This window comes from Flavobacterium gelidilacus DSM 15343, from assembly GCF_000422685.1.
Lineage (GTDB): Bacteria > Bacteroidota > Bacteroidia > Flavobacteriales > Flavobacteriaceae > Flavobacterium > Flavobacterium gelidilacus.
On sequence record NZ_AUGN01000012.1, the window covers coordinates 44,315 to 57,138 of the forward strand.

9 protein-coding genes are annotated in these 12,824 nt (G+C 30.3%); all 9 read left to right on the forward strand.

Going from position 1 to position 12,824, the window contains the following annotated elements:
- Nucleotides 1–243: 243 nt before the first annotated feature.
- The 9 genes from G507_RS0107335 to G507_RS16550 all read left to right on the forward strand — a co-directional run bounded on the left by G507_RS0107335 (nucleotide 244) and on the right by G507_RS16550 (nucleotide 12,234).
- Entirely contained in the window at nucleotides 244–555 is a 312-nt protein-coding gene (locus tag G507_RS0107335; protein WP_051191519.1) for a helix-turn-helix domain-containing protein, read from the forward strand.
- A gap of 15 nt (nucleotides 556–570) precedes the next feature.
- Nucleotides 571–1,404: a hypothetical protein gene (locus G507_RS0107340; RefSeq protein WP_026716896.1), complete on the forward strand. Its 834-nt coding sequence runs from the start codon at nucleotides 571–573 to the stop codon at nucleotides 1,402–1,404.
- A 33-nt stretch (nucleotides 1,405–1,437) separates the two neighbouring features.
- Complete coding sequence (locus tag G507_RS0107345; RefSeq protein WP_026716897.1) at nucleotides 1,438–2,046, forward strand: P-loop NTPase family protein; 609 nt, start codon at nucleotides 1,438–1,440, stop codon at nucleotides 2,044–2,046.
- A gap of 22 nt (nucleotides 2,047–2,068) precedes the next feature.
- Complete coding sequence (locus G507_RS0107350) at nucleotides 2,069–2,725, forward strand: hypothetical protein (protein WP_026716898.1); 657 nt, start codon at nucleotides 2,069–2,071, stop codon at nucleotides 2,723–2,725.
- A 322-nt stretch (nucleotides 2,726–3,047) separates the two neighbouring features.
- On the forward strand, nucleotides 3,048–4,595 hold the full coding sequence (locus tag G507_RS0107355; protein WP_026716899.1) for a type I restriction-modification system subunit M: 1,548 nt from the start codon (nucleotides 3,048–3,050) through the stop codon (nucleotides 4,593–4,595).
- Nucleotides 4,592–5,845 (forward strand): restriction endonuclease subunit S, encoded by a 1,254-nt coding sequence (locus G507_RS0107360; RefSeq protein WP_026716900.1) that lies wholly within the window; start codon nucleotides 4,592–4,594, stop codon nucleotides 5,843–5,845. The genes G507_RS0107355 and G507_RS0107360 overlap by 4 nt, the downstream gene beginning before the upstream one ends.
- A gap of 5 nt (nucleotides 5,846–5,850) precedes the next feature.
- A complete protein-coding gene (locus G507_RS0107365; protein ID WP_026716901.1) occupies nucleotides 5,851–8,958 on the forward strand; it encodes a type I restriction endonuclease subunit R in 3,108 nt (1,035 codons plus the stop codon).
- 142 nt (nucleotides 8,959–9,100) lie between these two features.
- Entirely contained in the window at nucleotides 9,101–11,608 is a 2,508-nt protein-coding gene (locus G507_RS0107370; RefSeq protein ID WP_026716902.1) for a DUF4268 domain-containing protein, read from the forward strand.
- 317 nt (nucleotides 11,609–11,925) lie between these two features.
- Nucleotides 11,926–12,234, forward strand: a complete 309-nt coding sequence (locus G507_RS16550) for a helix-turn-helix domain-containing protein (RefSeq protein WP_051191521.1) — start codon at nucleotides 11,926–11,928, stop codon at nucleotides 12,232–12,234.
- The last annotated feature ends 590 nt before the right edge of the window (nucleotides 12,235–12,824 follow it).

Consider the following 12,824-nt stretch of genomic DNA (forward strand, 5'->3'; position numbering starts at 1 on the left):
ATATATGTTTGGGCATAATATGTAAAATCAATCATTTCAAAACAACCTTTATTAGGCCTTCTTGATAATTTCTAAACTGGTTTTCCAAATAACTTTCACAATCTAAATTGTAAGAGAGCACACTTCTTTTTTTAGGACAAAACCCCCTTATTTCACTACAATCCTTAGGGGTTATATAACCCCTATAACTGGTTTGACAACCAGTTATTATTTCTATTTGTATCAAATCTTAAACTTTATACAATGGCAAAAAAAAATCAAAATCAAGTTATTTCTGAACCTCCTAGAATTTACAGAGAACAATTAATAACAGTAGATGACCTAAATCATTTTAGAATGCAATTACTAGAAGATATCAAACAAATAATGCAGGGTGCTTCTAATCAAATCATAAAAAATAGACAATGGTTAAAAGCTGGTGAAGTTCGTAAACTATTAAATATTTCCCCAGGAACGCTAAATACTTTAAGAATAAACGGTAAAATAAAAAATACCAAAATCGGTAAAAATGTTTATTACAATTATGATGATATCAATAAGTTACTAAATCAATAATCTATCCTAGTATCTATGAATTATATAAAACACCTAACAGCTTTTTTTGACAGAATAATACCAGACAGCGAATTAAACCCCACTCACGTAAGTTTATATATGGCACTATTTCACGCTTGGAACATAAACAGATTTATCAATCCCATTAGTATAACCAGAGACGAAATGATGCGTATAAGTAAAATATGTTCCAAAGCAACTTATCATAAATGCATGAGAGATCTTAATGATAAAAAACTAATTAAATACGAACCATCTTATAATCCTTATAGAGGTAGTCTAGTGTTATTATTTGATTTTTCGGAAGACAAAAAACCAAGTTTTAAAAAAGATACAACCTATAAAAAAATTTCTCAAGTTGATGAACAAGTAGTGAACAAGCAAAAGACTAGTAATAAGACTAGTAGTGAACCAGCTTCTGAACAAGCACTGGTATCTTCAATAAACTATATAAACAATACAAACAATGTAAACATAAAAAAGAATGAAAACATAAAAGCAAGCGAGCAAAAAAATGTAAATCAAAATGAAAGTAATTTGAAAGACGAACCATCCAAACAAAAAAAGTTGCGCGAAAAAAATAAAGGTTTCCAGGAACCAACTTTAGAAGAGGTAAAAGCATTTTTTAAAGAAAAACAATACCCAGAAATTGAAGGACAAAAATTCTTCAATTACTTTTCAAGCATTGGATGGTTAGTGGGTGGAAAAACTCCCATGGCAAATTGGAATGCAGCTGCTCAAAATTGGATGCTAAATGCAACAGTTTTTAACCAAACAGAAAACGCTAATTCAAACAGAGCAAAACATTTAAACACCTCAACAGATAAAGACTATGCAGAACCGCTTTAAATCTTAATTCATCAACATTTCTAACGAATTACTATGGAATACAACTATCAAGAAATAATTCAAAGACTAGAAACAAAAGGGCAGGAGTTATATGGCAATCAATTTAAAATCTATAAGGAAGATTATGCAATTGTGTACAAGCTTATGGCATATTTCATTAAAGATGAAATAACATGTCATCAATATGGCATAGACCTCAACAAGGGTATATTATTAACTGGTCCAATAGGCTGTGGTAAGACATCTTTAATGAATCTTATGAAACACCTAGCTCTTCCAGACCATAAATATTCAGTTAAACCCTGCAGAGATATTAGTTTTGAATTTATCCAGGACGGTTATGAAATAATACACCGGTATAGCAAAGGAAAACTATACCATTCAGAACCAAGAACATTTTGCTTTGATGATTTAGGAACAGAAAACAACATCAAGTACTATGGCAATGAATGCAATGTTATGGCAGAAATTCTTTTATCAAGATATGATTTATTCCATTCAAAACAACTCAAAACACACATCACAACCAATCTCTCAGCTACTGAAATTGAAAAAGTATATGGTAATAGAGTGAGATCCAGGTTAAGAGAATTATGCAATCTAATAGCTTTTAATAATGTGGTTAATGACAAAAGAAAATAAGTTAAATTTAATATAGTGACTCATGAACAAAACAATAAACCAAAGACAACTAAAAACCATCCAAAACTTCTGGAGATGGATAGAAGATAACGAAACAAACATCTACAATGCAATGGCATTAGGCATCAAAACAGACGAAGTTATGGAGCATCTTCTAAGAAACCTCAACTATGTTTCAAAAAGACTTTGCTACATTGTCATAAGAGAAAATGATGGAGTGAAATTATTCCTTACAGCTTACGGGCACAGAAAACTATTCCCTAAATTAATAGCATTAGAAGATGCACAACCAGTATTAAAACAGCTTATACCTATAGTAATCATTAAGCCAATAACCAACAAACAACTCTACCTAAATAAGCAAGACAACTATTACGTTTTTCCAGAAATCCAGGTAAAAATTAGTGATCTGTATCTACAGTTGGACGACTTCAATACAACAACAAAAAAATTATGCATTACAGTTTTCCATCCTTACAAGGAATCAAAAGAACTAAATGAAGTAATAAAAACAATGATAGTTTTGGTAATCGGTGAAGTTGCATTCAAAAAGCATTTAAAAAATATAGAAATAAAACCTATACCAAAAAACACCAATGGTTTATTACAATTAATAGAGCTCGATGAATTTATTAAGCACTTATATGCTTCAATGGCTTATAAAAGAACCAAATTATAAATGAATTATTATTTCAAATTTGCATAAAACTTTTAAAGACAAAAATATCTTTAAAAGTTTTATTTTTTATTACAATACGGGAAACCGTAAAATAGTTTTGTTCAAACTAATTAATTTTGAATCAATTGAATTACTATTTAATTATTCCGGTAAGAATATATTTATAATAGTATAGACCTAAACAAATTTTGGATAGGTTTACTTAGTAATTTTTTTTAGATTTACACATGTTAAAAAGATTCAGATATTCAAAGAAAAAAATAATTTAACAACACTTTTTTACATAAAATTATTAAGCCAATAGATTTACAAAAATAAAATAATGACAAGTACAGCACAAAGAGCAGAATTACAAGCGAAAATATGGAGAATAGCCAACGAAGTACGTGGCTCTGTAGACGGATGGGATTTCAAACACTTTGTTTTAGGAGCCCTTTTCTACCGATTCATAAGTGAAAATTTTACAAAATATATTGAAGGTGGTGATGAAAGTATAGATTATGCAAGTTTTGCAGACGATCAAATTTCTTCAGAAATAAAAGACGATGCTATTAAAACAAAAGGATATTTCATCTATCCTAGTCAACTTTTTGCGAATGTTACTAAAACGGCTAACACCAATCCCAACCTTAATACAGATTTAAAAGACATTTTTACAGCTATTGAAAGTTCGGCGAATGGTTATCCTTCAGAACAAGATATAAAAGGATTGTTTGCAGATTTTGACACTACAAGTTCTCGATTAGGAAATACCGTTGAAAATAAAAACAGCCGTTTAGCAGCAGTTATAAAAGGTGTTGAAGAACTGAATTTCGGAAACTTTGAAGACAATAAAATCGACCTTTTCGGGGATGCTTATGAGTTTCTAATCTCAAATTACGCAGCTAATGCTGGGAAATCAGGTGGTGAATTCTTCACACCTCAACACGTATCTAAACTAATTGCACAGTTGGCAATGCATAAGCAGACCAATGTAAATAAGATTTATGACCCTGCAGCTGATTCAGGTTCTTTACTATTACAAGCCAAAAAGCACTTTGATAATCACATTATCGAAGATGGCTTTTATGGCCAAGAAATTAACCACACTACGTATAACTTGGCTCGTATGAATATGTTTTTACACAACATCAATTACGATAAGTTTCACATTGTATTGGGAGATACGCTTAAAGACCCACAATTAGGCGATGAAAAGCCATTTGATGCTATTGTATCCAATCCTCCCTATTCGGTAAAATGGATTGGCGATGAAGACCCAACATTAATTAACGACGACCGTTTTGCACCTGCAGGAGTATTAGCACCAAAATCTAAAGCAGATTTTGCTTTTGTACTGCATGCATTACATTATCTATCTCCTAAAGGAAGAGCAGCTTTAGTTTGTTTTCCAGGTATTTTTTACCGTAGTGGTGCCGAACAAAAAATTAGAAAATACTTAGTAGATAATAACTTTGTAGAAACCATCATATCTGTTGCACCTAATTTATTCTATGGTACTTCTATTGCGGTTACGCTTCTAGTGCTTTCAAAACATAAGACAGATAATACTACACAATTTATTGATGCAAGTGGCGAAGATTTCTTCAAAAAGGTTACCAATAACAATATGATGACGGATAAGCATATTGAAAAAATAATGGAACTATTTGATAGCAAAGAAAATGTACCTCATGTTGCAATATCAATAGACAACACCAAAATTGGTGAAAACGATTACAATCTATCGGTGAGTTCTTATGTGGAAGCGAAAGACAATCGAGAGAAGATTAACATTGTTGATTTAAACAAGAAAGTTGCCAAAACAGTAGGGAAAATTGATAATCTTCGTGGAGATATTGATGCCATTATAAACGAGATTGAAGCATGAGTTTTCTAGATAAATTATTAGAAGGTGTAAATATTGAGTTGATAAGTCTTGAAGAAATTGCAACATTCAGACGTGGTTCATTTCCTCAACCATACGGCAATAGTGAGTGGTATGATGGAGAAAATGCAATGCCTTTTGTCCAAGTTGTTGATGTTAGTTATGATTTACAACTTGTAAAGAATACAAAAAAGAAGATATCAAAATTGGCTCAGTCAAAAAGTGTATTTGTACCACTAGATACTATTATAGTAACTTTACAAGGCAGTATTGGTCGTGTAGCCATTACACAATATGATTCATATGTTGATAGGACTATCGCAATATTTGAACATTTTAAGATTAAAATTGATAAAAAATATTTTGCATATCAAATTGAAGAAAAATTCAAAATAGAAAAAGAAACTGCTCGTGGTAATATAATTAAGACTATAACCAAGGAAGATTTTAAAAAATTCCAAATCCCCATTCCTTGCCCAGAAAACCCTAAAAAATCGCTCGAAATACAACAAAAAATAGTTGCAATTCTCGATTCTTTTACAAAGCTTACAGCAGAGCTAACAGCAGAGCTAACAGCAGAGCTAACAGCACGCAAACAACAATACAGTTATTATCGAGAAGAATTGTTTATTTTCGATGATAAGGAAGTAAAACATCTACCGATGGGTGATGAAAGTATTGGGGTATTTCAAAGAGGTAAGCGTTTTGTAAAAACTGATTTGATTTCTGAAGGAGTTCCTACTATTCATTACGGTGAAATGTACACACACTATGGTACTTGGGCAGACAAAACGAAATCTTTTGTAAGTGAAGAGCTTGTTAAAAGTAAAAATCTTCGTGTAGCCGAGAAAGGAGATATTGTCATCGTTGCAGCTGGTGAAACAATAGATGATATTGGAATGGGAACGGCTTGGCTAGGTGAAGAAGGTGTAGTTGTTCACGATGCATGTTTTTCATATAAAACCATATTAAATGCGAAGTATGTTGCATATTTTACAAGAACTAAACAATTTCATGATCAAATTAAAAAGCACATTTCTTCTGGTAAAATTTCTGCTATTAATGCTAAAGGCTTAGGTAAAGCGATCATTCCTATACCATCAAAAAAAGAACAAGAACGCATCGTTTCCATTCTAGATAAATTTGATATTTTAACTACTTCCATTAGCGAAGGTTTACCTAAAGAAATAGAGTTAAGAAAGAAACAATACGAGTATTATAGAGATTTGTTACTAACATTTCCTAAAAAATAAAATCAATGAGTACCTATAAAACCATAGCAGAATCAAACAATTTCATTGTTTTAGATAAATTTACCAAGTATTTAGAGGTGAATGAAGCTCCTGCAAGTTATCAAACAGAAGCAGCATTAGAAAAGGAATTCATCCAAGATTTAATCAATCTAGGATATGAAAACCCTACTAACCTTAATACTAGGGAAAACATGTTAGCTAATGTTAGAGTGCAATTACAAGCGCTAAATAACATGGTATTTACAAACAGCGAATGGGCTCGTTTTACAGAAGAGTATTTAGACAAACCAAGTGATAATACGGTTGATAAAACTAGAAAATTACATGAAAACTATATCTACGATTTTGTTTTTGACGATGGTCATATCCAAAATATTTATCTGGTAGATAAAAGAAATATTGTTCGAAATAAAGTCCAGGTGATTTCACAATTCGAACAAAAAGGTACCCATTCTAATCGCTACGATGTAACCGTTTTAGTAAATGGTTTACCATTGGTACAAATAGAATTAAAAAAACGAGGAGTTGCTATTCGTGAAGCGTTCAATCAAGTGCATCGCTACAGCAAAGAAAGTTTTAATAGTGAAAATTCACTTTTTAAGTATTTGCAAATATTTGTAATTACAAATGGTACAGATAGCCGTTATTTTGCCAACACAGTAAAACGAGATAAAAACAGTTTCGATTTCACAATGAATTGGGCAAAAGCAGACAATTCTTTGGTTAAAGATTTGAAAGATTTCACAACAACTTTTTTTCAAAAACACACCTTGTTAAATGTATTGCTAACGTATTCCGTTTTTGATATTAGCGATACATTGTTAATAATGAGACCGTATCAAATTGCAGCAACAGAAAGAATGTTATGGAAAATAGAAAGTTCCTTTAATGCTAAAAAATGGTCCGATAAAGAAAGTGGAGGATATATTTGGCACACTACTGGTTCTGGTAAAACCCTTACCAGTTTTAAGGCAGCAAGATTAGCAACAAATCTAGATTTTATTGATAAAGTTTTCTTTGTAGTAGACCGTAAGGATTTGGATTTTCAAACCATGAAAGAATACCAACGCTTTTCTCCTGATAGCGTGAACGGTTCAGACAGTACAGCGGGTTTAAAAAGAAATATTGAAAAAGACGACAATAAAATTATTGTTACAACCATACAGAAGTTAAACCACTTAATGAAAAGCGAAAGTGATTTAGCCATTTATCAAAAACAAGTGGTTTTCATTTTTGATGAAGCACATCGCTCTCAATTTGGTGAAGCACAAAAGAACCTAAACAAAAAATTTAAGAAGTTTTATCAATTTGGGTTTACAGGTACTCCAATTTTTCCTGAAAATGCTTTAGGTGCTGAAACAACAGCAAGTGTATTTGGTCGCGAATTACATTCGTATGTTATTACCGATGCTATTAGAGATGAAAAAGTATTAAAATTTAAAGTAGATTACAACAACGTTCGTCCGCAGTTTAAAGGTTTTGAAACAGAAGTGGATGAAAAGAAATTAACAGCTGCAGAAAATACTAAAGCTTTACTTCACCCAGCTCGTATCAAAGAAGTTTCACAATACATTCTAAAGAACTATAGAATAAAAACACACAGAAAACATTCAGGTAACCAAGGTTTTAATGCCATGTTTGCCGTTAGCAGTGTTGTAGCAGCAAAATGTTATTATGAAGAATTAAATCGTCTTCAAAAAGATACTGAAAAACCTTTAAAAATTGCTACGATATTTTCTTTTGCAGCCAATGAAGAACAAAGTGCTATAGGAGAAATTCCAGATGAAAACTTTGAACCTACGGCTATGGATAGCAGTGCCAAAGAATTCTTAACAGCTGCAATAAACGACTATAATGCAATGTTCAAAACTAGTTTTGGAGTCGAAAGTAAAGAATTTCAAAACTACTACCGAGATCTTGCCAAACGTGTTAAAAGCAAAGAAGTTGATTTAATTATAGTTGTAGGTATGTTTCTTACGGGTTTTGATGCACCAACACTAAATACATTATTTGTAGATAAGAATTTACGTTACCATGGTTTAATGCAAGCTTTCTCACGTACAAATAGAATATATGATGCTACTAAAACCTTTGGAAACATTATTACGTTCAGAGATTTAGAAAGGGCAACTGTAGATGCTATAACCTTATTTGGAGATAAAAACACTAAAAACGTAGTACTAGAAAAGAGCTACAAAGAATATTTAGAAGGTTTTACTGATATTGCCACAGGTGAAGCAAGAAGAGGTTTTATGGATGTGGTGAAGGAATTAAATGAAAAGTTCCCAAAACCAGACGAAATAGAAACAGAAAAAGACAAAAAAGAATTCTCTAAACTATTTGGGGAGTATTTACGTGTAGAAAACATTTTACAGAATTACGATGAATTCAACAATCTAAAAGCACTTCAAACAATAGATGTAAATGATACAGAAGCTCTTGAAGCATTTAAAGAAGCAAACTTTGTAACAGACGAAGAATTAGAGAAGATGCAAGAAATCAGCTTGCTACCTGAAAGAACCATTCAAGATTATCGCTCAACATACAATGATATTCGCGACTGGTTAAGACGTGAGAAAAACGGCAAAGAATCAGAAGAATCAACTATTGATTGGGATGATGTAGTTTTTGAAATAGACTTACTTAAATCACAAGAAATAAACCTGGATTACATTCTTGAATTAATTTTTGAGCACAAGAAAAAGAACAAAGATAAAGCTACCTTGATTGAAGAAATTCGTAGAGTCATTCGAGCTAGTATTGGCAATAGAGCAAAAGAGAATTTAGTCGTAGATTTCATTAATGAAACCGACCTTGAAACCATTAATGATAAAGCGAATGTTATAGATTCTTTCTTCAAATATGCACAAGAAAAACAAAAGAAAGAAGCCACAGAACTAATTGCAGATGAAAATTTAAATGAAGACGAAACAAAGAGATACATAGCAGCATCATTAAAACGTGAATTCGCAAGTGAAAACGGCACCGAATTAAATGCTATTTTACCAAAAATGAGTCCATTAAACCCACAATATCTAACAAAAAAACAAAGCGTATTTCAAAAAATAAGTGCCTTTATAGAGAAGTTTAAAGGTGTAGGTGGAGAGTTATAAGTAACTTCGTGATACTATTTAGAAGGGAAATAATAAAATCATTTTATAGCCTTTTCTAGCAAAATAAATCATAATAAAATTTGTAAATATTCTCAAATAAAGAATTCTACATTTTACGAAATATTTGAATAAATAATACAATATGAAAGCAAACGAATTACCAATAATTACCTTTTTACAAGCTGTTAATGTGCAATTTGTAATTCCTGTATACCAAAGAAATTACGATTGGAAAAATGCTGAATGTAAAGAATTGCTTAATGATATTATTTCAGTTGAAACAGAGAATAGAGGTACTCATTTTATTGGTAGTATTGTATTTGTACATGAAGGAACTTATAGCACTAGTGAAGTAAAAGAATTAGTTATAATTGATGGACAACAACGTTTAACAACAATAAACATATTATATGTAGCCCTTTATCGTTTTGCTAAAGAAATTGGTAAAACACAGGATGCGGATAGGTTATACAATATGTTTTTAACTAATCAATATGTTCAAAATGAATCCAGTAAGTTAAAACTAAAACAAACAGATTCGAATTCTTTAGCATTCAAAGCGATTATGCTTGGAACACAAAATGAATTTAGCACGTTCTCCAATGTAATTGAAAACTACAACTACTTTAGAAGTGCTATCAACGAAGATAATTTCGAAGTTATATTAAGAGGTTTAAATCGTTTAATATTTGTAGAAATCTCATTAGAGAGAGACAAAGACGATCCACAGCGTATTTTTGAAAGCTTAAATTCAACTGGATTAGATTTATCGCAATCGGATTTGATTCGTAATTTCATACTTATGGACTTGTCTCCAAAAGATCAAAATAGAATTTTTGAAAATATTTGGAATCCAATTGAAGAAAATGCAAAAGATTTAGTGAAACAAAGCTCATTAGTTTCAGAGTTCATAAGAGATTACCTAACACTTCGCAATAAGAAAATACCAAATAAAAATAAGGTATATGCTGAGTTTAAAAGCCTATATCCAAATAAAAAAGAAGATGCTTACCATCAAGAATTAGAAAACATAAAATCCTTATCCATTCACTATAAAAAGCTGGTAAATCCATCCACGGTTCCAGATGGAAATATTAGAAAAGAACTAGAATACATCAATCGATTAGAAATAAATGTAGCCTATCCTTTTTTATTGCAAGTATTTGAAGATGCTGAAAATGGGTTGTTAAGTAAAGAGGATTTGATAAAAATACTGAAACTCATTCAAAGTTATGCCTGGAGAAGGTTTGTGGTAGGTTTGCCAACAAACGCATTAAATAAGATTTTTATGAGTCTATATGCAGAGGTTGATACAGAGGAATATTACGATTCTATTGCTAGAGTCTTGCTTAAAAAGAAAGGAAGTGCCAAATTCCCTACCAATGAAGATATAAAAACAGCTTTAAAGGATAAGGATTTGTATAATACCCAACCTAAAAACAGAAATTATCTGTTTGAAATGCTGGAAAATTTTAACAATCGTGAATATGTTAATACAAATAATGAAAACATTACAATTGAACATATTTTTCCTAGAAATCCTAATCAGGAATGGAGCACAGATTTATCATCAGAAGAGTATTTTTTATTCAAGGAAAAATATTTAAACACAATCGGAAACCTTACTCTTTCTGGAAACAATGGCACGCTTAGTAATAAGTCATTTTTAGCCAAGAAGGAAATGAACAATGAAGAAGGAGAACAAGGCTATAAATTCAGCAGATTATGGTTGAATGCTTATTTAAAATCTTTAGATACTTGGAACGTTGCAAATTATGAAGAACGATTAAGTATCATTTACGATAGATTTTTAAAAATTTGGGAATACCCGGATGTGATAATTATCGATAGTGATGATTCAGAAGAACAAAACATATTTGATGCAGAAAGTCCGAGAAATAAAAAACTAGAATATTACATTTTCGAAAACACGAAAGTCGAAGAAGATACTATCGCTCGAATGTATTTTGGAGTTATTAGAAATCTCCATGAGAAGAACTCACAATTACTAGTTGAGAATCAGGATGTTTTTAAAATAACAAGAAATTCTTTTGATTTTAGAGCACCTCAAGAAGTAACTAATGGTTGGTTTATTGAATCAAATATAGATAGCAACTCTAAATTTAATAGTTTAAAAAGATTGCTTACTCTTTTCGAAATGGAAGAAGATTTGTCAATCAAATATGCAGCAGGTACAGAAAACGAATCAGAACCCAATCGATTTAATGTAAGAAAAAAATATTGGCAGCAATTGTTACCAATAATAAAAGACACTACCTTATTTGCCAATGTAAGCCCGTCTAAAGATCATTGGCTTTCTACTGGTGCGGGAACTGCTGGTGTATCTTATACTTTTGTAGTAACTAAATCTTTTGTTAGAATTGAATTGACGATTTCCTCCTCAAGTAAGGACATCAATAAAATGTACTTCAAAAAATTACATAAAAACAAAGAAGTAATAGAACAAGCATTCGGCAACGAATTTATTTGGGAAGAACTACCTGAAAACAAAATGAGTAGGATAAAAATAGATCAAGATTGTGTTAATTTATACAATGAATCTGATTGGGAGACAATGAATAATTTTTTAGTTTCTAATCTCCCAAAATTTGAAAAAGCATTAAGTCCGTTTATTAAAAATTTAAAATAAATGAATTAAGTCAAAAATAAATCACATTATTTTTAAAAGTATAAATGTAATTTTGTGGGAATAAATCTCGAAATAAATATTTACTATTTAGTAACTTATCTTGTATTTGAAATAATAAATTAATCGATCTGATAAATATATCTTTTATTCAAAACTAGATAAATAGAAACAATGGTTTTCATAAAATAGTATTTGAGATACGATTATCAAACAGCCGTTACTTTTTTCATATATTGAAAGAATAGCTACAAGCACTGTTGTTTTTGGAAAAAACTCTTCATTTTTTTCGTTATACCTAAAATAAAAATAAACAAATAATGGAAAACCCTTTCGAACTAATTTTCGAACGTTTAGACAGAATCGAGAAAGCAATTTCAGAACTAAAAGAAAAACTTAATTATACACCTCCTATTGAAAACGACATAATGAATATCGATGAGGTATCAGCATACTTAAAAATGTGTAAGCCTACAATATATGGAAGAGTTCATAGAAGAACAATCCCATTTTACAAAAGCGGCAAAAAATTGTTTTTTAAAAAATCAGATCTTGAAAATTATTTCTTTTCAGGTAAGTATCTTACAGAAGTAGAAATAAAAAAAAGTAGAAGACTATTTAGCTTTTAAAAGTAAGTATTAAATATTCCAATTTCTTTGTGCTGCAATTCTTAAATACACAATATTAGCTATTTAAATACACGGTATAAAGTTGTTAATTTAGAATAATTAGATCAAACCATTAAAAGGCAATAGTCCATTTAATAATGTCTCTAAAATCATTGAACAAAACCAAATTAAAAAAATATAGCTATTCCAAAAACAAATCGATGAAAGTAAATCTAACCTAATCCCATCAACCTTTACTTATATTATATAAAATGGGTTTGATGAGGTCATAATTTGTTGTGTATTAATTTTTTGTTTTTTGTATATATTTATTTTTAGTATTTTAATTAGTATAATATTTTAACGGTTATAAATAGAAATATCATATACTATATTAAACTTGAAATTTAACTTTTTAACCCTTATTTAATATATAACCCTTAATAATAAAACTCCCCATTACGGGAAACCGTAAAATATTATTAATTTAAATATTTAGTTTTGTTTATTAATAAATCTAGTATAAAAAGTATCAATTAGTATGTTAAAATAATTAATAGGATATTTAGTAAAAAATATTATATTTGACTTATCCGAAAAATTTGATTAAA

Coding starts and splice junctions, on each gene's coding strand:
- G507_RS0107345 (WP_026716897.1), top strand. CDS start 1,438: ATGGAATACAACTATCAAGAAATAATTCAAAGACTAGAAACAAAAGGG.
- G507_RS0107335 (WP_051191519.1), top strand. CDS start 244: ATGGCAAAAAAAAATCAAAATCAAGTTATTTCTGAACCTCCTAGAATT.
- G507_RS0107355 (WP_026716899.1), top strand. CDS start 3,048: ATGACAAGTACAGCACAAAGAGCAGAATTACAAGCGAAAATATGGAGA.
- G507_RS16550 (WP_051191521.1), top strand. CDS start 11,926: ATGGAAAACCCTTTCGAACTAATTTTCGAACGTTTAGACAGAATCGAG.
- G507_RS0107350 (WP_026716898.1), top strand. CDS start 2,069: ATGAACAAAACAATAAACCAAAGACAACTAAAAACCATCCAAAACTTC.
- G507_RS0107360 (WP_026716900.1), top strand. CDS start 4,592: ATGAGTTTTCTAGATAAATTATTAGAAGGTGTAAATATTGAGTTGATA.
- G507_RS0107370 (WP_026716902.1), top strand. CDS start 9,101: ATGAAAGCAAACGAATTACCAATAATTACCTTTTTACAAGCTGTTAAT.
- G507_RS0107365 (WP_026716901.1), top strand. CDS start 5,851: ATGAGTACCTATAAAACCATAGCAGAATCAAACAATTTCATTGTTTTA.
- G507_RS0107340 (WP_026716896.1), top strand. CDS start 571: ATGAATTATATAAAACACCTAACAGCTTTTTTTGACAGAATAATACCA.